Source organism: Acidisoma sp. 7E03 (assembly GCF_054665075.1).
The window spans coordinates 45177-69232 of record NZ_BAAFHE010000014.1; the positions used below are offsets into that span (position 1 = coordinate 45177).

Annotated in this window: 25 protein-coding genes and 1 riboswitch; of the genes, 16 read left to right on the top strand and 9 right to left on the bottom strand. The window is 70.0% G+C overall.

What is annotated here, in order from left to right; all coding sequences use genetic code 11:
• Positions 1-25 precede the first annotated feature (25 nt).
• Positions 26-1387, top strand: a complete 1362-nt coding sequence (locus ACYQ6W_RS19180; RefSeq protein ID WP_459677583.1) for an alpha,alpha-trehalose-phosphate synthase (UDP-forming) — start codon at positions 26-28, stop codon at positions 1385-1387.
• 42 nt (positions 1388-1429) lie between these two features.
• On the opposite strand, the gene ACYQ6W_RS19185 is transcribed toward ACYQ6W_RS19180, so the two are convergent.
• From ACYQ6W_RS19185 to cobU, 4 genes are all read right to left on the bottom strand, one after another.
• The gene (locus tag ACYQ6W_RS19185; RefSeq protein WP_459677584.1) at positions 1430-1726 is read right to left on the bottom strand and encodes a hypothetical protein; all 297 of its coding nucleotides are present in this window, start codon (positions 1724-1726) and stop codon (positions 1430-1432) included.
• A gap of 114 nt (positions 1727-1840) precedes the next feature.
• The gene (locus tag ACYQ6W_RS19190; protein WP_459677585.1) at positions 1841-3145 is read right to left on the bottom strand and encodes a sensor domain-containing diguanylate cyclase; all 1305 of its coding nucleotides are present in this window, start codon (positions 3143-3145) and stop codon (positions 1841-1843) included.
• A 34-nt stretch (positions 3146-3179) separates the two neighbouring features.
• A complete protein-coding gene (cobO, locus tag ACYQ6W_RS19195; protein ID WP_459677586.1) occupies positions 3180-3791 on the bottom strand; it encodes a cob(I)yrinic acid a,c-diamide adenosyltransferase in 612 nt (203 codons plus the stop codon).
• A complete protein-coding gene (cobU, locus tag ACYQ6W_RS19200) occupies positions 3788-4306 on the bottom strand; it encodes a bifunctional adenosylcobinamide kinase/adenosylcobinamide-phosphate guanylyltransferase (RefSeq protein WP_459677588.1) in 519 nt (172 codons plus the stop codon). The genes cobO and cobU overlap by 4 nt, the downstream gene beginning before the upstream one ends.
• A gap of 9 nt (positions 4307-4315) precedes the next feature.
• Positions 4316-4542: riboswitch (cobalamin riboswitch) on the top strand.
• A gap of 120 nt (positions 4543-4662) precedes the next feature.
• Here cobU and ACYQ6W_RS19205 point away from each other — a divergent pair.
• From ACYQ6W_RS19205 to cobJ, 7 genes are read left to right on the top strand one after another with little or no spacing between them, the layout of a single operon-like run.
• Complete coding sequence (locus ACYQ6W_RS19205) at positions 4663-5019, top strand: DUF1636 family protein (protein ID WP_459677589.1); 357 nt, start codon at positions 4663-4665, stop codon at positions 5017-5019.
• Positions 5016-6041, top strand: a complete 1026-nt coding sequence (gene cobW / locus ACYQ6W_RS19210; protein WP_459677590.1) for a cobalamin biosynthesis protein CobW — start codon at positions 5016-5018, stop codon at positions 6039-6041. Before ACYQ6W_RS19205 ends, cobW begins: the two co-directional genes overlap by 4 nt.
• An 18-nt stretch (positions 6042-6059) precedes the next feature.
• Positions 6060-9146: a cobaltochelatase subunit CobN gene (locus ACYQ6W_RS19215; RefSeq protein ID WP_459677591.1), complete on the top strand. Its 3087-nt coding sequence runs from the start codon at positions 6060-6062 to the stop codon at positions 9144-9146.
• Positions 9143-10195, top strand: a complete 1053-nt coding sequence (locus ACYQ6W_RS19220; RefSeq protein ID WP_459677592.1) for a hypothetical protein — start codon at positions 9143-9145, stop codon at positions 10193-10195. Before ACYQ6W_RS19215 ends, ACYQ6W_RS19220 begins: the two co-directional genes overlap by 4 nt.
• Complete coding sequence (locus tag ACYQ6W_RS19225; RefSeq protein WP_459677594.1) at positions 10192-10824, top strand: precorrin-8X methylmutase; 633 nt, start codon at positions 10192-10194, stop codon at positions 10822-10824. Before ACYQ6W_RS19220 ends, ACYQ6W_RS19225 begins: the two co-directional genes overlap by 4 nt.
• Positions 10821-11558 carry a precorrin-2 C(20)-methyltransferase gene (locus ACYQ6W_RS19230; RefSeq protein ID WP_459677595.1) on the top strand — a complete coding sequence of 246 codons (738 nt, stop codon included), beginning with the start codon at positions 10821-10823 and terminating at the stop codon, positions 11556-11558. The genes ACYQ6W_RS19225 and ACYQ6W_RS19230 overlap by 4 nt, the downstream gene beginning before the upstream one ends.
• Complete coding sequence (cobJ, locus tag ACYQ6W_RS19235; RefSeq protein ID WP_459677597.1) at positions 11555-12316, top strand: precorrin-3B C(17)-methyltransferase; 762 nt, start codon at positions 11555-11557, stop codon at positions 12314-12316. The genes ACYQ6W_RS19230 and cobJ overlap by 4 nt, the downstream gene beginning before the upstream one ends.
• On the opposite strand, the gene ACYQ6W_RS19240 is transcribed toward cobJ, so the two are convergent.
• Complete coding sequence (locus ACYQ6W_RS19240) at positions 12289-13041, bottom strand: cobalt-precorrin-6A reductase (RefSeq protein WP_459677598.1); 753 nt, start codon at positions 13039-13041, stop codon at positions 12289-12291. The genes cobJ and ACYQ6W_RS19240 overlap by 28 nt on opposite strands.
• On the opposite strand from ACYQ6W_RS19240, the gene cbiE reads away from it, so the two are divergent.
• From cbiE to cobM, 3 genes are read left to right on the top strand one after another with little or no spacing between them, the layout of a single operon-like run.
• The gene (gene cbiE, locus ACYQ6W_RS19245) at positions 13041-14255 is read left to right on the top strand and encodes a precorrin-6y C5,15-methyltransferase (decarboxylating) subunit CbiE (protein ID WP_459677599.1); all 1215 of its coding nucleotides are present in this window, start codon (positions 13041-13043) and stop codon (positions 14253-14255) included. The two genes, ACYQ6W_RS19240 and cbiE, sit on opposite strands and share 1 nt — an antisense overlap.
• Positions 14252-14626, top strand: a complete 375-nt coding sequence (locus ACYQ6W_RS19250; RefSeq protein ID WP_459677601.1) for a cobalamin biosynthesis protein — start codon at positions 14252-14254, stop codon at positions 14624-14626. Before cbiE ends, ACYQ6W_RS19250 begins: the two co-directional genes overlap by 4 nt.
• Positions 14623-15390: a precorrin-4 C(11)-methyltransferase gene (cobM, locus tag ACYQ6W_RS19255; RefSeq protein WP_459677602.1), complete on the top strand. Its 768-nt coding sequence runs from the start codon at positions 14623-14625 to the stop codon at positions 15388-15390. Before ACYQ6W_RS19250 ends, cobM begins: the two co-directional genes overlap by 4 nt.
• Here cobM and ACYQ6W_RS19260 read toward each other — a convergent pair.
• Positions 15378-16484, bottom strand: a complete 1107-nt coding sequence (locus tag ACYQ6W_RS19260) for a cobalt-precorrin-5B (C(1))-methyltransferase (RefSeq protein ID WP_459677604.1) — start codon at positions 16482-16484, stop codon at positions 15378-15380. The two genes, cobM and ACYQ6W_RS19260, sit on opposite strands and share 13 nt — an antisense overlap.
• Before the next feature lie 5 nt (positions 16485-16489).
• Between ACYQ6W_RS19260 and cobA the strand changes: the two genes are divergently transcribed.
• From cobA to ACYQ6W_RS19285, 5 genes are all read left to right on the top strand, one after another.
• Positions 16490-17320, top strand: coding sequence for a uroporphyrinogen-III C-methyltransferase (gene cobA, locus ACYQ6W_RS19265; RefSeq protein ID WP_459677606.1), 831 nt, complete (start codon positions 16490-16492; stop codon positions 17318-17320).
• A complete protein-coding gene (locus ACYQ6W_RS19270; protein WP_459677607.1) occupies positions 17317-18636 on the top strand; it encodes a cobyrinate a,c-diamide synthase in 1320 nt (439 codons plus the stop codon). Before cobA ends, ACYQ6W_RS19270 begins: the two co-directional genes overlap by 4 nt.
• Positions 18633-19646, top strand: coding sequence for a nicotinate-nucleotide--dimethylbenzimidazole phosphoribosyltransferase (gene cobT, locus ACYQ6W_RS19275; RefSeq protein ID WP_459677608.1), 1014 nt, complete (start codon positions 18633-18635; stop codon positions 19644-19646). Before ACYQ6W_RS19270 ends, cobT begins: the two co-directional genes overlap by 4 nt.
• A 7-nt stretch (positions 19647-19653) precedes the next feature.
• Positions 19654-20394: an adenosylcobinamide-GDP ribazoletransferase gene (gene cobS / locus ACYQ6W_RS19280; protein ID WP_459677609.1), complete on the top strand. Its 741-nt coding sequence runs from the start codon at positions 19654-19656 to the stop codon at positions 20392-20394.
• A 270-nt stretch (positions 20395-20664) separates the two neighbouring features.
• Positions 20665-20877: a hypothetical protein gene (locus ACYQ6W_RS19285; protein ID WP_459677611.1), complete on the top strand. Its 213-nt coding sequence runs from the start codon at positions 20665-20667 to the stop codon at positions 20875-20877.
• A 149-nt stretch (positions 20878-21026) separates the two neighbouring features.
• Here ACYQ6W_RS19285 and ACYQ6W_RS19290 read toward each other — a convergent pair whose 3' ends face one another.
• Genes ACYQ6W_RS19290 through ACYQ6W_RS19300 form a run of 3 tightly spaced genes read right to left on the bottom strand, consistent with a single transcriptional unit; the run spans position 21027 to position 23916 of the window.
• Entirely contained in the window at positions 21027-22025 is a 999-nt protein-coding gene (locus ACYQ6W_RS19290; RefSeq protein WP_459677613.1) for a sugar ABC transporter substrate-binding protein, read from the bottom strand.
• 50 nt (positions 22026-22075) lie between these two features.
• A complete protein-coding gene (locus ACYQ6W_RS19295; protein ID WP_459677615.1) occupies positions 22076-23116 on the bottom strand; it encodes an ABC transporter permease in 1041 nt (346 codons plus the stop codon).
• Complete coding sequence (locus ACYQ6W_RS19300; protein WP_459677616.1) at positions 23116-23916, bottom strand: ATP-binding cassette domain-containing protein; 801 nt, start codon at positions 23914-23916, stop codon at positions 23116-23118. Before ACYQ6W_RS19300 ends, ACYQ6W_RS19295 begins: the two co-directional genes overlap by 1 nt.
• Positions 23917-24056 lie beyond the last annotated feature (140 nt).

A 24056-nucleotide genomic window follows, 5' to 3' on the forward strand; every position in this document is an offset into this window, starting at 1 on the left:
GACCCGCTCAACGAAAGGAAGCGCTTTGTCTCGCCTCGTCATCGTCTCCAACCGGGTGCAGATTCCGACGGAAAAGGCCCCGCGTGCCGGCGGCCTCGCGGTGGCGCTCGGCAGCGGGCTCGTGCCCGGCACTCTGTGGTTCGGCTGGAGCGGCAAGCGCGGCCATGGCGGCCGCACGCCCACGCTGCACGAGGCGCAGGGCGTCACCTATGCCACCATCGACGTGACCGATAAGGAATACAACGATTACTACGTCGGTTTCTCGAACGGCGCGCTCTGGCCGCTGCTGCATTACCGGCTCGATTTCCTTGATTTCTATCGCCACCAATATGCCGGCTACCGCCACGTCAATGCCTATTTCGCGGAGGCGCTGCAGCCTCTGCTGCGCGACGACGATCTCATCTGGGTTCACGACTATCAGCTGATCCTGGTGGGCGAGGCGCTGCGCGCCCGCGGCGCCGGCCAGCGTCTCGGCTTCTTCCTCCACATCCCCTTCGTGCCGCCGGAAATTCTCGACGCCATGCCCTGCGGCCGGGAGCTGCTGCAGGGCCTCTGCGCCTATGACGTCGTCGGCTTCCATACCGACGAGCACCGCCACGCCTTCCTCTCCTGCGTCGAGACCTTCCTCGGCATCACGGCCGATGCGGATGGACGCTTCCACTACGAAGGGCGCGAGATCCGCACCATCAGCGACCCCATCGGCATCGACGCCGAGGAATTCGCGTCCATTGCCGCACGCACCTCGCGTGGGGCCGAGGTGCGGCGCATCCGCGAAAGCCTGTTCAGCCGTGCGCTCGCCATCGGCGCCGACCGGCTGGATTATTCCAAGGGACTTCCCAATCGCTTTCGCGCCTTCGACCGGCTGCTCGATCGCTTCCCCGAACACCGCGGCAAGGTCTCGATGCTGCAGGTGGCGGCGCGTTCGCGCGAGGATGTCGACCGCTATCAGCAGCTGCGCCGCTCGCTCGACCGGCTGGTGGGAGACATCAATGGGCGCTATTCGGAGTTCGACTGGATTCCCATCCGCTACATGACGCGCGCGCTCTCCCGCAAAAGCCTCGCGGGCTTCTATCGCGTGGCACGGGTGGGCCTCGTGACGCCGCTGCGCGACGGCATGAACCTCGTCGCCAAGGAATATGTCGCGGCACAGTCGAGCGCGGATCCGGGCGTTCTCATCCTGTCGCGCTTCGCCGGTGCCGCGGAAGAGCTGCGCGAGGCGCTGATCGTCAATCCCTTCGATGCCGACGAGGTGGCGGAGGCGATCAACAAGGCGCTGACGATGGAGCTTGGGGAGCGGAAGGAGCGGTGGCAGGCGCTGCGCGAGCGCGTCTGGGCCGGAACGCCGCAGCAATTCACCGATACCTTCCTGCGGGCACTGCGGCCCTGAGGACAGGCACGGCCGGGTGGTGCCCGGCCGTGTCGCGGGATCTTACTTCAGGTTACGCAGGCACTTGGCCGCCGCCATGGCGGAGGGGCGGGCATCTGCCTGCTTCACTTCGCCCTGCATGATCAGGCCAAAGGTGGTGGATTTGAGGAGGTCGCGCATGTCGGTGGTCGGCGTCATCTTGGGCGCGGCCGCGTCGTAGATCGACTTCGCCTCCGGTGTCAGCTTGGCGGCGCAAGCCTGGGCCGCGGCGGGATCGGCCGCATGGGCGGCGAGCGGGGCCAGCAGCGGCGCTGCCGTGAGAAGGGCCGCGCAGCGGCGGGAGAAGATGGAAAGGGCCATGCCTGGAACTCCTGTTGCAGCCGAGGCGTGTCCTCCGCCTCCTCTCCACAATCTAGTCGCTCGGGGCATGATCGTCATGAGGAACCGGCGAGATTTCTCATCAAAGGCGGGGGCTTACGGCGTCGGCTCTGCCGCCGGCTGGTGTGCCACCACGCGGTTTCGCCCCGACCGCTTGGCGGCGTAGAGGGCGCGGTCGGCGTTTTCGATGAGCTGATGCAGGCTTGGTGCATCTGCGCTGCGCGTCGCAAGGCCGATGCTGGTGGAGAGGACGATGGCGCCGCCAGGCCCCGGCAGCCGGCAGGCGGCGACCCGCTGCCGCAAGGCTTCGGCCCGCTCGGCGACCTCGGGTTGTGGGCCTGACAGCAGCAGTGCGAACTCCTCCCCACCGAAGCGCGCCGCAAGCTCGCCAGGCCGCAGCGCCTCGGTCGCGAGCTTTGCCACCGCAACCAATGCCTCGTCACCCCGGTGATGGCCGAAGGTGTCGTTGAGAACCTTGAAGTGGTCGAGGTCGAGCAGTAGCAGCGCACAAGGCGCCGCGTCGGCCGGTTGCGCGAACAGGCCCTCGGCCACTTCGAAGAAGCGGCGGCGATTGGCGAGGCCGGTCAGCATGTCGGTCTCGGCGAGCCGCCGCAGCTCGTCCTCCAGCCGTCTCTGTTCGCTGATGTCCCAATAGACGAAGGCGTAATGGGTGCCGATCTTGCTCATCATGTTGTGCAAGGTCCGGTACTGCCCGTCCCGGCACAGAACGCGCCATTCGAGATGCTGCGGCTCGGCCGGGTTGAGCTCGATCGCCGCTTGCGCGGCCTGCCATTTGCGCAGTCCCTCCGCCCGCTCCACGGGGTCCGGGAAGGCCCGCTCGAACCATTCGTAATGATCGATGTCGTAATAGGGGTCGTATTGATAAAGCTCGTCCGAATAGGCGTTGTAGAAGATGGCCCTCCAGGACGCGTCGAAGAGATCGATGCCGATCGGCAGCGCCTGAATGATGCTGCGGAAGGTCGTCTCGGCGCTGTAGGCGCCATTGCTCGCATCTTCGAAGAAGGGCGTGCGCTCGTCCACCGTCACTGCCCACAGGTCGGGTTCGGGCAGCGGCGCCAGGTGTATGATCAAGCGGCGAGACCCGGCCGGCGTCTCGCCGAGAAGGGTGAGGCTGCGGCGCGCCGGGTCGCGCCGGGCGCCGTCGAGAAAATCCAGCAGCGCCTCTGCGGCGCCCGCGCCCAGCATGGCGGCGAGCGACAGGGGCGTCTCCGAGGGCACAAGGGCGAGGAGACGGCACAAGGCCGCGTTGCAGCGTGACGCGCGGCGGCCTGCCGCATCCAGAATGAACATCGGGGCGTGGACGTAATCGATCCAGCCTGCTTCGCCCGAGGAGGGCGCTGCCACGTCGGAGCGCGGAGAAGGCAAGGGCTGTGTCGTCATCGATCCATGAATTCAGCGGTCCCGCCGTGGCGGTTCAGAACTCTATGCCCTCCTGCGCCTTGATTCCAGCATGGTAAGGATGTTTCACCGCCGCCATCTCGGTCACCAGGTCTGCCGCCTCGAGCAGTGCTGCCGGCGCGTTGCGGCCGGTGACGACGACATGCAGCTCCGGCCGCCGCGCGCCCAAGGCCTCCAGCACGCCGACGAGCGGGAGATAGTCGTAGCGGAGCGCGATGCAGAGCTCGTCCAGCACCAGCAGGCCGAGCTCCGGCCGCGCCATCTGCCGCAGGGCTTCATCCCAGGCGCGGCCGGCGGCCGCGATGTCCCGCGCGCGGTCCTGCGTCTCCCAGGTGAAGCCTTCGCCCATGCTGTGCCAGGTGAGCTGGTCGCCGAAGGCCGCGAAGGCCATGCGCTCGCCCGTGCTCCAGGCGCCCTTGATGAATTGCACGATGGCGACTGGCCGGCCGCGGCCCAGCATGCGCAGCGCCAGGCCCATCGCCGCCGTGCTCTTGCCCTTGCCGGGCCCGGTATGGACCATGAGCAGGCCCTTGGTCTGGGTCTTGGACGCAACCTCCGCATCCTGCACCGCCTTGCGGCGGGCCATCTTCTCCCGCCAACGGGCGGCATCCTCGGTCTCTTCGGTCATTTCACCACCATCGGCAGGCCGGCCACCATGAACAAGACGTGCTCGGCACGGGCTGCGATGCGCTGATGCAGCAGCCCGGCCTGGTCGCGGAAATCGCGCCCCAGCCTGTGCTCGGGCACGATGCCCAAGCCCACCTCGTTTGCGACGAGCACCGTCGGCGCGGCGCGGCCGTCGAGGACGGCGAGCAGCGCCTCGGTCGCGGCCGCCACGTGACGCTCGCCGAGCATGAGGTTGGTGAGCCACAGCGTCAGGCAATCCACCAGCACCGGCGCGTCTCCGGCAGCAGCCAGTGCCTCGGCCAGGGCGAGCGGGGCATCGAGCGTGCGCCAGTCGGCGCTGCGCCGCGCCCGGTGCGCCGCGATGCGCGCACGCATCTCCTCGTCCCAGGCCTCGGCCGTGGCGATGTACGTCCAGGGCGGGGGCAGCGCCATCACCAGCGCCTCGCCGTGGCGGCTCTTGCCGGAGCGCGCCCCGCCGAGGATCAGGGTCACGCTGCTCTCTGATTGACGGGCCATGCTTCGGGCTTCTAGATCATCGCCGATGGTTCCTCCAACGGCCTTCGGCCGCGGGGAGGATGAAAAGGGAATGCGGTGCGGGGCCCATCTTCGACAGGGTCCCAAAGCCGCGGCTGCCCCCGCAACTGTGAGCGGAGAGCCTTGCCGGCATTTTCCACTGGGCTTCGGCCTGGGAAGGACGCCGGATGGGTGCCTGATCCGCAAGCCAGGAGACCTGCCATCCGCCAGACTGTCAGGTCCTTCCGGGCGGGGTGCCCTGGAACATGGCCTCTTCGTTTCGCCGCGGTGCTGTTGCCCGTGGCCGCATCCCCGTATCCGCCCGGCGTCCGGGCGCCTGATGGAGCGGAGATCGCGCCTTGGTTCCTCCTGCCTGCCTGCATGTCTGCGTCACCTGCGGCCATCCCGATGAGCCGCGGCCGGGCCGTGTGCTGCATGACCGGATCGCCGCCCTCATGGGCCCGGACGAATCCTTCACGCTGAAGCCGGCCACCTGCCTCGCCCGCTGCGGCGAGGGCTGCAGCCTCGCCGTCTCCGCCCCCGGCAAATGGGGCTATCTGCTGAGCCGGCTCGAGCCCGATCTCGCGGAGGACGTCCTCACCTACGCCCGCGCCTATGCGGCGCATGAGACCGGGGCGCTGCTACCCAGCCGCCGCCCCGAAAGCCTTCGCACCCTCGTCGTCGGGCGTATCCCGGCGCTGGAGACCGCCGCATGAGCCCGCGCATTCCGGCCACCATCATCACTGGCTTCCTCGGCGCCGGGAAGACGACGCTGGTGCGTCATCTCCTGCAGAACGCGAACGGCCGCCGCATCGCGGTGCTGGTCAACGAATTCGGCTCCCTCGGCGTCGACCGCGGCGTGCTGGAGGGTTGCGGCATCGAGGGGTGTGACGAGGACCAGATCGTCGAACTCTCCAACGGCTGCCTCTGTTGCACGGTCGCCGACGAGTTCCTGCCAGCCATGGAAGCGCTGCTCGACCGGCCGAAGCCGCCGGAGCATATCGTCATCGAAACCTCGGGCCTTGCTCTGCCGAAGCCGCTGCTGAAGGCTTTCTCCTGGCCCGGCATCCGCGCGCGCGTGACGGTGGATGGCGTCATCGCGGTCGTCGATGGCCCGGCCGTCGCCGCCGGGCGTTTCGCGGACGATCCGGAGGAAGTCGCCCGCCAGATGGCGGAAGACCCCTCGCTGGAGCACGACAATCCGCTTGCCGAAGTCTATGAGGATCAGCTCGGCTCGGCCGATCTCGTGCTGCTGAACAAGACCGATCTGCTGGCCGAGAGCGACATCGCGGGCCTCGCCGCCGGCGTCGCGGCGCAGCTGCCGCGCGCGGTGAAGGTGCTGCCGAGCCGCGAAGGGCGGATCGACCCGGCGATCCTCCTCGGCCTCGGCGCCGCCGCCGAGGACGACCTTGCGAGCCGGCCGTCACATCATGACGGGTTGGACGAGCACGAGCATGATGATTGGGACAGTTTTGTCGTGCCGCTCGGCCCGCAAACCGCGCCCGAGCCGTTGGTCGCGCGCCTGCAGAAAGCGGCCGCCGAGCACGACGTGCTGCGCATGAAGGGCTTCGTGCGGATCGAGGGCAAGCCGCTGCGCCTGCTGGTCCAGGGCGTGGGCAGCCGCTTCCGCCAGGAATACGACCGCGCCTGGAAGCCGGGCGAAGCCGCGGGCGGCATCGTCGTCATCGGCCGCAAGGGGCTCGATCAGGCGGCCATCACCGCGGCCATTCAGGGCTGAGGGCCGAGCGGCCGCGCCATGCACATCCTGTTCCGGGAAAGCCATGGGCTGGAGGAGGGAGAGACCGCGGTCGAACCCGGCGGCGCGCCCGCCGATCTCCTGTTCCTGTCCTTCTCGGACAGCGATCTGGCGGCCGCCATCGCCGCCCCCCTGCCGGCGGGCTTCCCGAGCCTCCGCGCCGACCGCATCGGCCGCTTCCTGCACCCGCTCTCGGTCGATCTGCTCTGTGAACAGATCGTCTCCGGCGCGCGGCTCGTCATCATCCGCCTGCTCGGCGGCATCGACTATTGGCGCTATGGCGTGGAGGAAATCGCAGCCACCTGCCGTGCCCGAGGCATCCCGCTTGCTGTGCTGCCGGGGGACGGGAAGGGTGAGGATCCGACGCTTGCTGCGCTCTCCACCCTCGACCCCAGCGTGCGCCTGACGATCGGTGATGCGCTGCGCCAGGGTGGCCCGGTGCAATTCGCCCGCGCCTTCCAGGCCGCGGCCCATGCGGCTGGTCTTTGGGCCGAAGCCCCGCCGACCGCCGAAGCGCTGCCCGACTGCGGGCTCTGGGGCTGTGCCTCCGGCAATCCCGATGCCCTCGTCGTCTTCTACCGCTCGCATCTCCTCGCTGGGGAAACGGCGCCGGTGGCCGCCCTTCTGGCAGCCCTCGCGACGCGCGGGCTCGGCACCCGCGCCCTCTATGTCGACAGCCTGAAGAACCCGGCGAGCATCGCCTTCGCGCGCGATTGGCTGATCGCCTGGAAGCCGGCGGTCATCCTCAACTGCACGGGGTTCTCGGCGCGTCTCGGCGAGGCGCCGTCGCCACTGGAAGCCGCCGGCTGCCCCATCCTGCAATGCGTCCAGGCAGGCACGCCGCGCGCCGCCTGGGCCGCTTCGGCGCGCGGCCTGTCGCAAGCCGATCTCGCCATGCAGGTGGTGCTGCCCGAGGCCGATGGCCGGCTGCTGACGACGGTGGTTTCCTTCAAGGAGCGGGACGAGGCGGGCCGCGCCACGCTGGTGCCCTATGAGGAGGGCATCGCGCTCGCTGCCGATCGCGCCGCCGGCTGGGCGCGGCTCGCGGAGACGCCTGCGGCCGAGCGCCGTCTCGCCCTCATCCTCTCCAACTATCCCGGCGCCGAAGCCTCGGGGCATGAGATCGGCTATGCCGTCGGGCTCGACAGCATCGCGAGCGTGCAGGCGATCCTCCGCGCCCTCGCGGCCGAAGGCTACATGACCGGGGAGGTCGACCTCGCACCACTGAAACGTGGGGAGGCGGTACAGGCGGGGCATGTCCTCGTCGCGGTTCAGCCCGATCGCGCGGCGGGCGACCGCAGGGCCGGCTATCATGATCCGGACACGCCACCCTCCGCGGCCTATCACGCCTTCTACGAGGGGCTGCGCGGCTGCCACGCTGTCATTCATCTCGGCACCCACGGCACGCTGGAATGGCTGCCGGGCAAGGCGGCGGCGCTTTCGGCGGCGTGCTGGCCGGCGCGGCTGCTCGGCGGCCAGCCTGTGCTCTATCCTTTCATCGTCAACAATCCGGGCGAGGCGGCGCCCGCCAAGCGGCGGCTCGGCGCGGTCACCATCGGCCATCTCACCCCGCCCTTGCAGCGCGCCGGCCTTCACGGCCGGGCGGCGCGGCTGGAACGTCTCATCGAGGAATTCGCAGGCGCCGACGGGCTGGACCGGCGCCGTGCCCTCGCGCTGAAGACGAAGATTCTGCAGGAGGCGACGGCATCCGGCCTGCTCGCCGAAAGCGGCGTCGCACCCGACGCGGATGCCGATGCGGCCCTAGCCCGGCTGGATGCCTATCTCTGCGATGTCAAGGACATGCAGGTGCGGGACGGGCTGCATGTTTTCGGCCGCAGCCCCGAGGGCGCCCCCCGCGCCGGCCTGCTCGCCGCCCTTCCGGAAGGCTCGGCAGAGTGGGTCGATGCCTGTGGGCATGCCGAGATGGCGGCGCTCTTGGCGGGGCTCGACGGGCGCTTCGTCCCGCCTGGGCCCGCCGGCGCGCCGACGCGGGGCCGGGCGGAGGTGCTGCCCACGGGCCGCAATCTCGTCACCTTCGATCCGCGGCTCATCCCCAATGCCTCGGCCCTGCGCCTGGCTGAGAAGGCGGCGCGCAGCCTGCTCGCCCGCCACCTCCAGGAACAGGGGGAGTGGCCGCGGTCTCTGGTGCTCGATCTCTGGGGCAGCGCCACCTTGCGCACGGGGGGCGAGGATTTTGCCCTTGCCTTGGTCCTGCTTGGTGCCCGTCCGCTGTGGGATGCCGGCACCGGCCGCGTCAGCGGTTTCGAGATCCTCCCCCTCGCCGAGCTTGACCGGCCGCGTGTCGATGTCTCCTTGCGCATCTCTGGCCTCTTCCGGGATGCCTTCGCCGGCCAGATCGCCCTGTTCGACCAGGTCGTGACGGCGATCGCCGCACGGGACGAAGCGCCTGAGATGAACCCGCTGGTGGGCGCGGCTGGCGCCCGCGTCTTCGCGCCGGCCGATGGCCGCTACGGCAGTGGCGTTGATCTCGCCGCCGGACATGGGGAGATCGCACGCGCCTATCTCGGCGCCCAGGTGGCGCTTGGTGGTGCGGGGGATTTCGCCACCCGCATCCGCGCGGCGGACGGCTTCGTCCATGTCCAGGATCATGGCGAGACCGATCTGCTGGAAAGCCCGGATTATGCCGCGCATGAGGGCGCCTTCGCCGCCGCCGCCCGGGCGCTGGGCGCGGCACCCGCGCTCTATCACCTCGATACCGCCGACCCGGAGGCGCCGAAGCCCCGCAGCCTGCCGGAGGAGATCCGCCGTGTTACGCGCGCCCGCGCCGCCAATCCGCGCTGGATCGCGGGGCAGATGCGCCACGGCTTCCGCGGGGCCGCCGAGATCGCGCGCGGGGCCGAAAGCCTGCTCGGCTTCGCGGTGACGCTCCCCGAGCGGTTCGACGCGCAATTCGATCTTCTCTTCGATGCCACGCTCGGGGAGGAGGCAGTCGCGGCCTTTCTCGAGACGGAGAATCCCGAAGCCGCGCGGATGCTGCGCGCCCATTTCGCCCGGGCGCTGCGGGACGGGCTGTGGCGGCCGCGCCGCAACAGCCTGCCCGGGCTCCAGCCCGAAGCAGCGGCATGAGCGACGCACCCCTCATCCGGGGCTGGTGCCCGAGCCTGTTCCGCCCGATGGAATCCGGGGACGGCTGGCTCGCCCGTATCCGGCCGCAGCGCGGCGCGCTGCCGGCGGGCCTTCTTCGCGCGGCAACCGAGGCCGCCAGTCGCTACGGCAATGGCCTTTTCGAGATCACCAACCGCGCCAATCTGCAGATCCGGGGCCTCACGCCCGCGACCATCGCGCCCTTCACGGCGGCGATGGAAGCCGCCGGGGCCGCAGCGGGCGAGGGCACGCGCATCCTCATGGCGCCGCTGCCCGATGACGATCTGCGGGCGCTCGCCGATGAGATCGACGCGGCCTTGCCGGAGGGGCTGCCGGCGAAATTCGGCATCCTGCTCGATGGCGGCGCCCTGCCGCTCCCCGGTGTCACGCTGGACGTGACGGTCCGCCGGGCAAGCGACGGCTGGCAGGTGAATGGCGCGGCGGTTCCGCGTGCCGACATCGCGGCCTATGTCGCGCGCATCGCCCCCATCAGCGCACGCATCTCGGCGCGTAGCGCGCCGCCGCCGCTTGGCGCCCATGCTGGCTTCGTCCTCATCGCTCCGCCTTTCGGCCAGATGCGGGCGGCGGCGGTTTCGGCGCTCGCCGAGCTGGCAGAGACCCATGGCGATGGCGTGCTGCGGCCGACGCCCTGGAAAAGTATTGTGCTCGCCGGTGTCGGGGATGCCGCAACCGTGCTGCGCGCGGCCTCGGCCCTGGGCTTCATCACCGGTCCCACGGATGGGCGGCTTTCAATCCTGGCCTGTCCCGGCGCGCCCGCCTGCGCGCGCGGCGCGGTTGCCACGCATGAAGCGGCGACGGCACTCGCCGTTCACCGCCGTGCCGGCGACCCGAAAGTCCATCTCTCCGGCTGCGCCAAGGGCTGCGCCCATCCCGGGGCGGCGCCCGTGACCCTCGTCGGCCGCGCCGGTGTTTTCGATCTTGTCCGAAACGGAAAAGCCGCCGATACCCCGGCCTTTCCTGGCCTCACCCTGGCGGAACTCCCCGCGCTGATGCAAAGCCTGCCCGCATGACCGAGCGTTATGATTATATCCGCGAGGGGGCCGCGATCTACGAACGCTCCTTCGCCATCATCCGGGCCGAGGCCGATCTCTCCCGCTTCTCGGAGGTGGAAGCGCGTGTCGCCGTGCGCATGATCCATGGCTGCGGCATGGTGGAGGTGGCGGACGCCATCCGTTTCGGCGGCGGCTTTGCGGAAGCCGCGCGTGCTGCACTCCTGGCGGGGGCGCCGATCCTCTGCGATTCCCAGATGGTGGCGCATGGCATTACCCGCGCGCGGCTGCCCGCCGGCAATGCGGTCGTCTGCACGTTGGGCGCGCCGGAGGTGCCGGAGATCGCGCGGCGCATTGGCAATACCCGTTCCGCCGCCGCCTTGGACCTCTGGGGCGAGAGGCTGGCGGGTGCGGTGGTCGCCATCGGCAATGCGCCGACGGCGCTGTTCCATCTGCTCGAACTGCTCGATGCCGGGGCGCCGCGTCCGGCCGCCGTCATCGGCCTGCCGGTGGGCTTCGTCGGCGCCGTCGAATCGAAGGAGGCGCTGGCCGCCGATGGCCGCGTGCCCTTCCTCATCGTCGAGGGCCGCCGGGGCGGCAGCGCCATGGCGGTCTCGGCCGTCAATGCCTTGGCGAGCGAAGCCGAGTGAGCAGCACGCAAGCCGGCCGGCTCTACACGCTCGGCATGGGCCCGGGCGATCCGGAACTCCTCACCCTCAAGGCCGCGCGGATTTTGGCCGCGGTGCCGATCATCGCCTATTTCGCCAAGGCCGGCCGGCGCGGCCATGCCCGCACCCTCGCCGAGGGTCATCTGCGCGCCGATGTCGAGGAGCTGCGTTTCGACTATCCGGTGACCGTCGAGATCCCGCATGACGATGACCGCTACGTCGACGCCATGACGGCCTGCTACGACGCGGCGGCCGAGGCCATCGCGGCGCGCCTCGCCGCTGGGCAGGATGTCGCTCTGCTCTGCGAGGGCGATCCCTTCTTCTACGGCTCCTCCATGTATGTCTTCGACCGGCTGCGCAGGCGCTTCGCGCAGGAGATCGTGCCCGGCATTCCCGGCATGGTCGGCTGCTGGGCGCAGGCGCAGCTGCCGATGACGCATGGCGATGACGTGCTGGCCGTGCTGCCCGGCACCATGGCGGAAGAGGCGCTCGAAGCGGCGCTCCGTAGGGCCCAGGCTGCGGTGGTGATGAAGCTCGGCCGCAACCTGCCGAAGGTGCGGCGGGTGCTGGCGCGGCTCGGCCGCGCCGAGCGCGCCGTCTATGTCGAGCGCGGCACCATGGCCGCCGCCCGTATCGTCCCGCTGCCGGAACTGGCGCAGGAACCGGTGCCCTATTTCTCGATGCTGCTCATCCCCGGCCGCCAGGGGCGGCGATGAGCGGGCGGCTTTACGTCATTGGGCTCGGCCCGGGGGCGGAGGCGCTGATCACGCCCGAGGCGCAGCAGGCCCTCGCCCAGGCGACGGATCTCTACGGCTATTTTCCCTATGTCGCGCGGGTGGCGGAGCGTGCGGGCCTGACGCGCCATGCCTCGGACAATCGAGAGGAATTGGCCCGCGCCCGCGCCGCCCTCGCGCGCGCGGCCGAAGGGGGCGTCGCCGCCGTGGTCTCGGGCGGCGATCCCGGCGTCTTCGCCATGGCGAGCGCGGTCTTCGAGGCGGTGGAGCAGGGGCCGGCGGCGTGGCGCGCGCTCGACATCCAGGTGATCCCGGGCATTTCGGCGATGTTCGCCGCCGCCGCCCGGATCGGTGCGCCGCTGGGCGGGGATTTCGCGGTGATCTCGCTCTCCGACAATCTCAAGCCGTGGGAGGTAGTGCTGGCGCGGCTCGCCGCGGCAGCCGGCGCCGGGCTCACGCTCGCCCTCTACAACCCGATCTCCGTCGCGCGGCCCTGGCAGCTCGGCGCGGCACTCGGGCATCTTCTCGGCGTCATCCCCGGCGATGTGGCGGTGGTCTTCGCCCGCGCCGTGACCCGGCCGGACGAGCGCATCGAGATCCTCACCCTCGCCGAAGCGGCGGAGGCGACGGCACGGGCCGATATGCGCACCCTCGTCTTCGTGGGCACGGCGGAGACCCGCCGCATCGAACGGGCAGCGGGCGCGCCCTGGCTCTACGCACCGCGCCGGGTGCGGGCGTGATCGAGAATCCAGGCGAGCGCGGCCTCGGCCGTTTCGGCGCGGTCTCCCCCCGAAGCGGGCGGCCGCTCGACCATGACCACGGGCAGGCCGAGGCTGCGGGCGGCGGCGAGCTTGGCGTCGGAGCCGCCGGAATTTTTCGTCACCAGGATGTCGATGGCCGCCTCGGCGAGCAGCCGGCGCTCGGCCTCCGCCGCGAAGGGGCCGCGGGCGGTGATGAGGCGGGCCTGTGGCGGCAGAAGGGCCGCCTCCGGCGCATCGACGCTGCGGATCAGATAGTCGTGCTGCGGTGCCAGGTCCCGGAAGGGGATGAGATCCTGCCGGCCGATGGTGAGGAAGACGCGGCGTGGCGCGGTGCCCAGGGCCTGCGCCGCCTCGGCCATGGTGGCAACCGGGTGCCAGTCGTCACCCGCCTGGGGCACCCAGCCCAGCCGTTCCAGGCGCAGCAGCGGCACGCCTGCCACGCGGGCAGCGGTGATGGCATTGGGCGTGATGCGGGCGGCGAAGGGATGCGTCGCATCCACCAGTGCCTCGATGCGCTGCTCCGCCAGATAGCGAGCAAGGCCCTCGGCCCCGCCGAAGCCGCCGATGCGATGCGGAATGAGTGGCAGCACGGGGCTGCGGGTGCGCCCGGCGAGCGAGAGGATGGGCGTCACGCGCGTCTCCTCCGCCAGCAGCCGGGCCAGCGCGCTCGCTTCCGTCGTGCCGCCCAGGATGAGCAGCCGCAATGGTGAAGCCGGTTCCATGGCTGGCGATTGTCGGCATCGGGGAAGACGGTGTCGAGGGGCTCTCCGCCGCGGCGCGCGCGGCGATCGCGGGGGCGGAATGCATCGCGGGCGGTGCGCGGCACCTGGCGCTGGCTGCCGCCCTCATCCCGGCGGCGGCCGAGCAACTGCCCTGGCCGAGCCCGATGACCGAGGCGCTCCCCGTGCTGGAGAGCTGGCGCGGCCGCCGTGCCGTGGTGCTTGCCTCGGGTGACCCCTTCTGCTTCGGCGTCGGCAGCCTGATCGCCAAGCGCCTGGTCCCTGGGGAATGGCGCAGCCTGCCGGCGCCCTCCGCGGTCTCGCTCGCGGCCAACCGTCTCGGCTGGGCGCTGCAGGATGTCGCCGTGATTTCCTTCTGCGGCCGCCCGCTGGAGGCGCTGCGCCCCTTGCTGCAACCGGGCGCCCGCATTCTGGCGCTCTCGGCGGACGCCACCACGCCGCCGGCGGTCGCCCAGGCCATGACCCGCTGGGGCTTCGGCGACAGCCAGATCACCGTGCTGGAACAGCTCGGCGGCCCGGACGAATTTTCGTTCAAGTTCAAGGCATCCCGCGGCGTTCATGATCCGATCGCAGCGCTCAACCTGCTGGCGATCGAGGTCACGGCCGGCCCCGCCATCCCCCTGGCCCCGGGCCTGGACGAGGACTGGTTCGAGACCGATGGGCAGATTACCAAGCGCGAAATCCGCGCCCTGACGCTCACCGCGCTGGCGCCCCGCCGGGGCGAACTGTTGTGGGACGTCGGCGCCGGTTCCGGCTCCATCGGGATCGAATGGATGCTACGCCACCCGGCCAACCGCGCCATCGCGATCGAGGCTCGGGCGGATCGCGCGGCCCGTATTTCCCGTAATGCCAAGGCTTTGGGCGTTCCAGCTCTGATCGCACGTGAAGGCCGCGCACCGGAAGCTCTGGATGGATTCCCGGTGCCCAATGCGGTCTTCATCGGTGGTGGAGCCCATAATTCCGAAATCACAGAGCTTTGCTGGGCAGCATTGAAGTCCGGCGGCAGGTTCGTGATCAACGCCGTGACTCTGGAGACGGAGCGCGCCGTGCTGGCGCTGCATGCCCGCTGGGGTGGGCGGCTGACGCGCATCGGGATCGAGCGTCTGGAGGCGCTGGGCCCGATGCAGGGCTTCGCCCCCGCTCGTACGGTGCTTCAATATCGGGCGGTAAAGCCATGATCGTAGCTGGTATCGGTTGCAAGACCGGCGTCTCGGCCGCAGCCGTGCTGGCGCTATTGCACGCCGCGCGGGACGAAGGCTTCGGCACGCCTGATCTGCTCGCCGTGCCGGAGTTTCGTCGCGGCGAGGCCGGCATTGCCGAGGCCGCGCAGGCGCTCGGCATCCCCATCCTCTGGATCGGCCGGGCGTCCTTGAAGGGCGAGCAAGGCCGCTGCCTCACCCGCTCGGCGCGGGCGGAGCGGGACGTGGGCCTCGCCTCCGTCGCCGAAGCGGCGGCGCTGGCCGGGGCAGGTCCCGGCAGCCGCCTCATCCTGCCCCGCATCGCGGCCGGCGGCGTCACCTGTGCGCTCGCGGAAGGTTTGGTCCATTGACCGTCTATTTCATCGGCGCCGGGCCGGGTGCGGCCGACCTGCTGACGCTGCGCGGGCGGGACATCCTGGCCCGCTGCCCCGTCTGCCTCTATGCCGGCTCCATCGTACCGTCGGAGATGCTGGCGCATTGCCCGCCGGGCGCGCGCCTCGTGGATACCGCGCCGCTCGACCTCGACCGCATCACCGCGGAATATGCCGCCGCCCATGCAGCGGGCCAGGACGTCGCGCGGCTGCATTCGGGCGATCTCTCGCTCTACAGCGCGGTCGCCGAACAGACCCGTCGGCTGGATCGTCTCGGCATCCCCTGGGAAATGGTGCCCGGCGTGCCGGCCTTCGCCGCGGCTGCTGCCGTGCTGGGGCGGGAACTCACCGTCCCCGGCCTCGCGCAGAGCCTGGTGCTGACGCGGATGGACGGTCGCGCCAGCCCAATGCCGCCGGGCGAAAGACTCGCCGCCTTCGCGGCGACGGGCGCGACGCTCGCCATCCATCTCGCGATCCATCGTCTCGCCGAGATCGTGGACGTGCTGACGCCGCATTACGGTGCGGATTGCCCGGCCGCCATCGTCGCCCATGCGAGCTGGCCACAGCAGCGAGTGATGCGGGGCACGCTCGGGACCCTCGCGGCCCTGCATGCGGCTGATCCGGTGGCGCGCACCGCCCTCATCCTGGTCGGGCTCGCTCTGGCCCCCGAGGATTTCCGCGAAAGCGCGCTCTATGACGTGGACTATGTGCGCCGCTTCCGCGGCCAGGATCAGCCGGGATGACGTGCGAGGGGCGTGCCCGCCCGGTCGATGATCAGCACCTCGAGCGCGATCGGCGCCGTGCCCAGCACCTCGGCCGCTGTGGCATGGGCGCGGGCGGCGATGGCCTCGGCCAGCGGCAGATCGCCAGCCAGGGCGAAGGCGTGCAGCGTGGTATTGGCCTGCGCGATCTGCGTGACGAGGCCCGGCTCCGCACCAAGGTCTTGCGCCACTTGGGCGAGTGCCGCCGCATCCACGCTGCCGCGCTTGGAATGGAGATCGAGGCGCCCTTGCGCGAGCTTCGTCATCTTCGCCGGGCCGCCGGCGATGGTGACCCGCGGCACGGGATGGCGGCGCAGGTATTTCAGCGTGCCGCCGACGAAGTCCCCCATGTCGATCAGTGCCGCATCGGGCAGGCCGTAGAGCCGCTGCGCCGCCTCTTCCGAGGTGCGGCCGGTGCTGGCCGCGACGTGAGGCAGGCCGAGGGCGCGGGCCACATCGATCCCGCGATGGATGCTGTCGATCCAGGCCGAGCAGGAGAAGGGGATGACGATCCCCGTCGTGCCCAGCACCGAGAGTCCGCCCAGGATGCCGAGGCGGGGGTTCAGCGTCTTCTCGGCCAGCGCCTCGCCGCCGGGGATGGACAGTTCGACATGCCAATCGGTCTCGCCAGTAAGCTCGGCCAGAGCCTCCGCGATCATGCGGCGCGGCACCGGGTTGATGGCGGGCTCGCCCGGAGGAATCGGCAGGCCGGGCAGGGTGACGGTGCCGACGCCCGGGCCGGCCGCGAAGGTGACGCCGTGGCCCAGGCCCCCGCGCGAGACCGTCGCGCGGATCAGGGCGCCATGCGTCACGTCTGGGTCGTCGCCTGCGTCCTTGACGACGGCGGCTTGCGCGGCGTTTGGAGAGAGCCGCGTTTCGGCAAGGGCGAACGCCACCGCCTGTCCGCCGGGCAGGCGGATGGTGACCGGATCGGGGAAGTGGCCGGTGAGCAAGGCTTCCGCCGCGGCGCGCGCCGCCGCGGTGGCGCAGGCGCCGGTCGTCCAGCCGCGACGGAGAGAGGGCGTATCCACGCCCAAGGTTTTAGAGAGGCGCCGGGCGCGAGTCACGGCGGGCATGACGGATGGTGATGGAGACCGAGCGGGAGAGGGGGTTCGCGCGCCTGATCGCAAACCGGCCGCGGCTGGAGCCGGGCCATGTCTGGCTGGCGGGCGCCGGACCGGGTGACATCGGGCTGCTCACCCTCGATACCGTCAGCGCCCTCGCCCAGGCCGAGGTCGTGCTGCATGACGCGCTGGTGGGGACCGAGATCTTCTCGCTGATCCAGCCGGGGGCGGAGCTGATCCATGCCGGCAAGCGCGGTGGCAAGCCCTCCTCCGAACAGGCCGGGATTTCCGCCGAACTCGTGGTGCAGGCCCGCGCCGGGCGGCGCGTGCTGCGGCTCAAGGGCGGCGATCCCTTCGTCTTCGGCCGCGGCGGGGAGGAAATCCTGACCCTCGCCGAAGCCGGCATCCCCTTCCGCGTCATTCCGGGCATGACGGCGGGTGTGGCCGGGCTCGCCGCCGCCCTCATTCCCGCCACCATGCGGGGCGTCAACCAGGCCATCATCTTCGCGACCGGCCATGGCGCGGAAAGCCAGCATGCGACGCTGAACTGGGAAGCGATGGCCGGGCTCGGCCAGCCCATCGTGCTCTACATGGGCGCCAAGCGCATCGGCACCATCGCCCGCCGCCTGATGGCGGGCGGCATGCCGGCGGATATGCCCGCCGCCCTCATCCAGGGCGCCACCACGCCGGAGCAGCGGGTGACGGTGACGGATGTCGCCCATATCCCCGATATCGCGGCCGGGGCGGAGGATGCGGCGCCGGCCCTCATCGTCATCGGCCGCATTGTCGCCCTCCGCCGTCAGATTCTGGATCTCGTCGCCCAGCTCGCGCCGGAGCTGCGCGGATGAGCGTGCGCGGCCTGATCCTGGCCGCACCGCGCTCGGGCTCGGGCAAGACGACGGTGACGCTGGCGCTCGCGGCTGCGCTCCGCCGCCGGGGTCTCACCATTGCCGTCGCCAAGTCCGGCCCGGACTACATCGACCCGGCCTTCCATGCGGTGGCGACGGGGCGGGCGGTGCTCAACCTCGACAGTTGGGCCATGGCGCCCGGCCAACTCGATGCCCTGGCCGCGGCCGCGGCCGAGGGCGCGGATCTCCTGCTCATCGAAGCCTCTATGGGTCTCTTCGACGGCGCCGGCCCTGCGGGTCGCGCCGGGCGCGCGGCCGATCTCGCGGCGCGCTTCGGCCTGCCGGTCGCCCTCGTGATGGACGTTTCGGGCCAGAGCCAGACGGCGGCGGCCGTCGCACGCGGCTTCATCGGGATGGAGCCAGGGGTCGCGATCGCCGGCGTCATCCTCAATCGGCTGGGCAGTGCCAAGCACGAGGCCGGCATTCGCCCGGCGATGCAGGTGGTGGGCCTGCCAGTCTTCGGCGGATTGCCGCGCGCGGCGGCCATCACTTTGCCGGAGCGGCATCTCGGCCTGGTCCAGGCAGAGGAGACGGGCGATCTCGCGGCGCGGATCGCGGCCCTCGCCGATCTTGCCGAAGCCCGCTTCGATCTCGACGCTCTGCTGGCGGCAGCGCAGCCCCTGGGGCTGCAACCCTCGGCGCAGCCCGCGCTGCGCCCGCCGGGCCAGCGCATCGCGGTCGCGCGGGACGCCGCCTTCACCTTCCTCTACCCGCATCTCCTGGCCGGCTGGCGCCGCGCGGGGGCCGAGATTTCCTTCTTTTCGCCGCTCGCCGACGAGGCACCGGCCGAACACGCCGATGCCTGCTGGCTGCCCGGCGGCTACCCCGAGCTGCATGCGGGGGCGCTGGCCGCCGCGCGCGGATTCAAGCACGGCCTGCACCGTTTCGCGGAAACCCGGCCGGTGCATGGCGAATGCGGCGGCTACATGGTGCTGGGCACGGCGCTCACCGATGTCTCTGGACAAACTCACGAGATGGTGAGACTGCTGGGCCACGCGACGAGCTTCGCCGCGCGCAAGATGCACCTCGGCTACCGCCGCGCGACCCTGCTGGCCTCCGGTCCCTTGGGGCCGGCCGGCACCGTGCTGCGGGGGCATGAATTCCACTATGCGACCCTGTCCGAGCCCGGACCGGACCAGGCTTTCGTCGAACTGGCGGATGCAGGCGGTGTGGCGCTCGGCCAGGCCGGCAGCCGCCGCGGCTTCGTGACCGGCAGCTTCTTCCATCTCATCGCGCAAGAGGAGCACTCCGTATGATGGCATCCCAAGGGGATTTCCTGCAGGAGCTGCTGCGTAAACTCCCCGGGCCGGACCTGGAAGCAGCCGCCGCGGTCATGCGCCGGCAGGCACAGCTCACCAAGCCGCCCGGCAGCCTCGGCCTGCTGGAGGAAGGGGTGGAATGGCTCGCCCGCTGGCAGCGGCGGGACATGCCGCGGCTGGATCAGGTGGACGTGCTGGTCTTCGCCGGCAATCACGGCGTCACCGCGCAAGGCGTCTCGCCCTATCCGGCCTCCGTCACCGAACAGATGGTGGCGAATTTCCGTGCCAATGGTGCGGCGGTGAACCAGATTGCACGCAGCGTCGGCGCCAGCTTCTCGGTGGTGCCGGTCCAGCTCGACAAACCCACTGCGGACTTCACCGAAGCCGCGGCGATGACGCCCTTCGAATTCCGCGCCGCCCTCAAGGCAGGGTACGACGCCGTGGTCCCCGGGACCGACCTGCTCTGCCTGGGCGAGATGGGCATCGGCAATACGACGGCGGCGGCCGCCATGTCCCGCGCCCTCTTCGGCGGCACGGGTGCCGCGTGGGCCGGGCGCGGCACGGGGCTCGATGCCGCCGGCGTCGCCCACAAGGCGGAGGTGGTGGAGCGTGCCATCGCCTTCCATGGCGAAGCGCTGCGCGACCCCTGGGAAGTCGCCCGCCGCCTCGGCGGGCGGGAGACGGCGGCGATCCTGGGTGCCGTGCTCGCCGCCCGGCGCCACAGCATCCCGGTGCTGCTGGACGGCTTCGTCTGCTCCGCCGCCGCCGCACCCCTCATCCGGCTGATGGCGGATGGCTTGGACCACACTTTGATCGGCCATGCCTCCGCTGAGGCCGGACACCGCCGGTTGATCGCCGAACTGCACCGCCCGGTGCTGCTCGCGCTCGACATGCGGCTGGGCGAGGCCTCGGGCGCGGCCCTCGCGGTCTCCATCCTGCGCGCGGGTGTCGCCTGCCATGCCGGCATGGCGACCTTCGCGGAAGCCGCCGTCGACAATCGGGGCTGAGACGCCGATGAGCGTGAAGGCCGATCTCGCCTCGGCCTTCGGCTTGCTGACCCGGCTGCCCCTGCCGAAGGCCGCGCGCGCCTCCGCGCCGGGGCAGGGGGTGTGGGCCTGGCCGCTGGTGGGCGCCGTGGCCGGGCTGATCGGCGGTCTCGTCTATACCCTCGCGCTGCGCTGGGATCTCACGCCCTGGCTCTCCGGCCTGCTCGCCGTCTTCGCCATGGTGCTGACGACAGGCGGCTTTCATGAGGACGGCTTGGCCGATACGGCGGACGGCACCGGTGGGGCGACGCCGGAGCGGAGGCTCGCCATCATGAAGGACAGCCGCATCGGCAGCTATGGCGTGCTCGCGCTCATCGCGTCCGTTGCTCTGCGCGCCGGCGCGCTTGCCGCCATCACCGAGCCTGCGCGCGTGGTGCCGGCGGTGCTGCTGGCCGCGGTCGCGGGCCGCGCCGCGATGCCGGGCGTCTTGCTGCTGTCCGGCCCAGCGCGGCCGGGCGGGCTCGCGGCCAGCCTCGGCCTGCTGTCCTCCGCCCGGGTCTTGGCCGCCTGGGGCATCGCCATCCTGATCGGCCTCCTCTGTGGCGGGCTGCATGCGACGGCACTCACGGCCGCCGCCGTGCTGCTGGTGGCGCTGGGCGCCGCCTGGTTCGGCGACCGGCGCTTGGGTGGCTATACCGGCGACACGTTGGGGGCTGCCGAGCAGATCACCGAGATCGCGGTGCTGCTGCTGCTCGCGCCGCGCCTCTGAACCGTATCAGGTTGCCATCAGGCAACGAGTTGGCGCGCCAGAATTTCCCATTGACAAAGCGACGTTCGCGGCGCCAGTTTGTGGCATGATCCAAGTCTCCACCCGCATGATGCTGAATTATGCCGTGCGTCGTCATATCGACGACGGCAGGGGTGGGGATCGTGTACGCTAGGCAGATGAAAACAGCCTGAGTCGACGACCCAAACCCCTCTCACCCGAGGGGTTTTTTTATGTCCGGCCCCTCTTCCCCTCAGAAAGATTGGCCTGGTCATGAACCCACTTCTCGCCCGCTGGTTATGGCTCTTTCCACCCTTCGGGGCCGTGGCGCGGCCTCCCGGCGCGATCCTGCGCCGGCTTCTCGCCGATGATGCGCCGGTGCCCGAAGCGGCACCTTTGAACGATCATCTGCGCTATGATTGCGGCTTGTCCGATTGCCGGCCCCGTCGCCGCGCGGATCATGAAGGGAGCGAACCCTTCACCTGACGCGCTCCCTTCACCGTCACCCGCGGCTTCATGCCGCGGGTCTACCCGCCTGGGCGCCCAGACGCTGTCAGGGCGCCGCAGTGGGTCGGCCCCCGGGTCAAGCCCGGCGATGACGCGATGAGAGTGTTTCAGTTACGATCTGAACCGCTCTACCGGATGCCGCGCTTGATCAGCGGGATCAGCGCGTCGATGCTCTGCGGCGTCTCCACACCCGCGCCGGTATTGATGTTCAGCCCGGCAAATTTGTACTTAGACGAAAGCACGCACTGCATCACCGGCAGGAAGCCCTGCAGGTAGAGCTGCTGGTCCAGCGTCGCCGTGATGTATTTGGACTGCAGCCCCGCGATCGTCGCGGGCGCCAGATCAATACCGCCGACTATGACGTCACCCGGCTTCTTGCCGACCTGCTTCAGCGCCTGCGGAATGAAGGCGGTGACGCCGCCATGCTGGGTGCCGATCGCCTTCAGATTGGGGTGGGATTCGAGGAAGGCGACGAGGATGGGCACGGCGAGCGACGAGTCACTGTCCACCTGCGGCGAGATTTCGAGCTTCGTCACCTTCACGCCGGCCTTCTCCAGCGTGTCCGCCAGGCCGCGATCGCTCTGGCTGCGCGTGGTTTCGTTGAAGACGCCATATTCCAGCGCCTCGTCGCCGGATTTCAGCCCGGCCGCCAGCATGGCATTCGCGGTGATCTGGCCACCGACATAGAGATCGACGCCGGCATAGCCCGTGCCCTTGTCACCGAACATCTTCTCGGCATTGGGCAGCGGCGTATTGCCGACGGTCACCAAGATGCCCTGCTTCTCGGCCTTGTCGATCAGCGGGTCGAAGGCGTCATCCCCGGGATGCCCGGTGATGCCGATGCAGGTGGGCTGCGCCGCCATGGCCTGGCGGAACTGCGTCAGCATCTTCTCGGGGCTCCAGGCCGAGAACTGCTCGATCACCTTGATGCCGAAGGCATGGGCGGCGTCGGCCGCGCCGGTCTGGCGCGCGAGCGTTGCGCCGTCACCGGGATTGCCGCCCATCTGCATGTACATCACCATGCCCTCTCCGAGCGGACCCTTGGTGGTCGGCTCCGTCGCATGCGCGGCGACGCCGAATGCCACCAGGCCGATGCCGGCCAGCAGTGCCGATTTCAATCCTCTCATGACAGTCTCCCTCGTGTTCTTGTTGGTCTTGGGAAAGAGGGCCGGGCGCGCTATCCGCGATGGAGGCCCACGAAACCGCCGATCGCCCGGAGCTTGGCCGGGCTGTCGACGATCAGATGCAGGGTGACGGCGGCGACGAAGATGATTCCTTCGATCGCCTGCACCCAGAAGCCGGCGATGCCGGTGGCGACGATGCCGGCTTCCAGCATGCCGATGATGAAGGTGCCGAAGAAGGTGCCGACGACGGTCGCCGTGCCGCCGAAGACCGAGGTACCGCCGATGAAGACGCCGGCAAGGGCGGGCAGCAGATAGCCCTGGCCCTGGGTCGAGAAGTAGTTGAGGTTTTCAATCGTCAGCAGCACCGCCGCGAAGCCACCGAAGAGACCCATGGTGGTGAAGAGCTTGATCGTCTCCCGCGTCACGTTGATGCCGGCGACCCGCGCCACCTGACGGCTGTCGCCGATGAAGAGCACATGCTCGCCGAAGCGATGGCGGTTGAGGATGAACCAGGTGAAGACGGCGAGCCCCGCCGCCCAGACGAATTGCATCGGCAGCACGCCGAAGAGGTCACCCGCGAAGACGTTGTAGACCGCGGTGCCGTCGAGCTGCTGCAAGGCGTCCGACTGGCCACCGGAGAGGATGGAGGCCGCCCCGGCCCAGAAGAACTGCGTACCGATGGTGACGATGATGGAGGGCACGCCGACGAGCGCGACGAGCAGGCCGTTGACGACACCCACCAGCGCACCGCCCGCGAGGGCCGCGACGACGCCGAGCCAGGGGCTGCCGAGATCCCCCGCGCAGACCGAGAAGAGATAGCCGGAGAAGGCGAGGATGGAGGGGAAGGAGAGGTCGATCTCGCCGGCCGCGACGACGAGGGTGAGGCCCGTCGCCAGCACCATCATCGGCGGCACGGTGGTGAGGAAGGAGAAGTAGATCGGCCAGTGCAGGAAGACGCGCGGCGCGAAGACGACGAAGAGCAGCACGAGCAGGATGCAGACCAGGATGATGGGCAGACCCTCGATGCCGGCTAGGCGGGCGAAGCCCCGCGCGCCCGGCCGCTGTGCCCCGTTCGCAGAGAGATGCGTGCTCATCAGCCAACCCCCACGTTGCGGCCGCCGTGCTGCAGGTCGATCAGGAATTTCGTGAGTTCTTCCAGCGTCATTTCGCCGGACTTGATGTCGGCGACGATCCGTCCGCGGTCCAGCACGATCAGCCGGTCGGCCAGTTCGTGGACATGCGCCAGGTTGTGCTCGATGTAGATGCAGGCCCGGCCCGAGTCCTTGATCGAGCGCACGAAGTCGAGAACCTTGCGGACTTCGCTGATGGCGAGCGCCACCGTCGGCTCGTCCAGGATGATGAGATCGCTGTCGAAATGCATGGCGCGCCCGATGGCGATGCCTTGCCGCTCCCCGCCCGAGAGCTTGGAGATGGTCGAATCGGCGTCGATGCCGACACCGCGGAAGCCCAGGCGATTCTTCAGCAGGTCGTTCGCGATGCGCCGCTCTTCCGCCACCTTGATGAAGCCGAAGCGGTTGGTGAGCTGTCGGCCCACGAAGATGTTGCGCCACAGCGGCTGCTTCTCGCCGAGTGACTTCTCCTGATAGACCGTCTCGAAGCGCAGCCGGTGCGCCTCCCGCACCGAGTAGCGTGTCCAGTCAACCAGCTCGTCGCGAATGTAGAGCCGGCCGTTGGTCGGCCGCACGACGCCGGTCAGCACCTTGATGAGCGTCGATTTGCCGGCGCCGTTGTCGCCGATGAGCCCCACGATTTCGTTGCGGCCGATCGCGAGGTCGATCCCCTGCAGCGCGCGGATCTTGCCGTAGGACAGGCTGATGCCGTCCGCCCTGACGATATGCTGGTACGGCCGGACAGCCGGCGGCTCCTGGTCCATCCTGTCGGTTCCCCCGTTTATGCCGTGGTCAGGCCCCCTATCCGGGGTCTCTGCCGGGTCTTCTAATTATCCGACTTTTGAATGGTCGGACGTTACGAAGCGTCGGGAGAGCTGTCAAATGGAGTTTGCGGCGCGGGCCG

Coding starts and splice junctions, on each gene's coding strand:
- ACYQ6W_RS19270 (WP_459677607.1), top strand. CDS start 17,317: ATGAGCGTGCGCGGCCTGATCCTGGCCGCACCGCGCTCGGGCTCGGGC.
- ACYQ6W_RS19250 (WP_459677601.1), top strand. CDS start 14,252: ATGATCGTAGCTGGTATCGGTTGCAAGACCGGCGTCTCGGCCGCAGCC.
- cobA (WP_459677606.1), top strand. CDS start 16,490: ATGGTGATGGAGACCGAGCGGGAGAGGGGGTTCGCGCGCCTGATCGCA.
- ACYQ6W_RS19300 (WP_459677616.1), bottom strand. CDS start 23,916: ATGGACCAGGAGCCGCCGGCTGTCCGGCCGTACCAGCATATCGTCAGG.
- ACYQ6W_RS19190 (WP_459677585.1), bottom strand. CDS start 3,145: ATGACGACACAGCCCTTGCCTTCTCCGCGCTCCGACGTGGCAGCGCCC.
- cobW (WP_459677590.1), top strand. CDS start 5,016: ATGAGCCCGCGCATTCCGGCCACCATCATCACTGGCTTCCTCGGCGCC.
- cobT (WP_459677608.1), top strand. CDS start 18,633: ATGATGGCATCCCAAGGGGATTTCCTGCAGGAGCTGCTGCGTAAACTC.
- ACYQ6W_RS19220 (WP_459677592.1), top strand. CDS start 9,143: ATGAGCGACGCACCCCTCATCCGGGGCTGGTGCCCGAGCCTGTTCCGC.
- cobU (WP_459677588.1), bottom strand. CDS start 4,306: ATGGCCCGTCAATCAGAGAGCAGCGTGACCCTGATCCTCGGCGGGGCG.
- cbiE (WP_459677599.1), top strand. CDS start 13,041: ATGGTGAAGCCGGTTCCATGGCTGGCGATTGTCGGCATCGGGGAAGAC.
- ACYQ6W_RS19290 (WP_459677613.1), bottom strand. CDS start 22,025: ATGAGAGGATTGAAATCGGCACTGCTGGCCGGCATCGGCCTGGTGGCA.
- ACYQ6W_RS19215 (WP_459677591.1), top strand. CDS start 6,060: ATGCACATCCTGTTCCGGGAAAGCCATGGGCTGGAGGAGGGAGAGACC.
- ACYQ6W_RS19285 (WP_459677611.1), top strand. CDS start 20,665: ATGAACCCACTTCTCGCCCGCTGGTTATGGCTCTTTCCACCCTTCGGG.
- cobO (WP_459677586.1), bottom strand. CDS start 3,791: ATGACCGAAGAGACCGAGGATGCCGCCCGTTGGCGGGAGAAGATGGCC.
- ACYQ6W_RS19260 (WP_459677604.1), bottom strand. CDS start 16,484: ATGCCCGCCGTGACTCGCGCCCGGCGCCTCTCTAAAACCTTGGGCGTG.
- cobJ (WP_459677597.1), top strand. CDS start 11,555: ATGAGCGGGCGGCTTTACGTCATTGGGCTCGGCCCGGGGGCGGAGGCG.
- ACYQ6W_RS19295 (WP_459677615.1), bottom strand. CDS start 23,116: ATGAGCACGCATCTCTCTGCGAACGGGGCACAGCGGCCGGGCGCGCGG.
- ACYQ6W_RS19225 (WP_459677594.1), top strand. CDS start 10,192: ATGACCGAGCGTTATGATTATATCCGCGAGGGGGCCGCGATCTACGAA.
- cobS (WP_459677609.1), top strand. CDS start 19,654: ATGAGCGTGAAGGCCGATCTCGCCTCGGCCTTCGGCTTGCTGACCCGG.
- ACYQ6W_RS19185 (WP_459677584.1), bottom strand. CDS start 1,726: ATGGCCCTTTCCATCTTCTCCCGCCGCTGCGCGGCCCTTCTCACGGCA.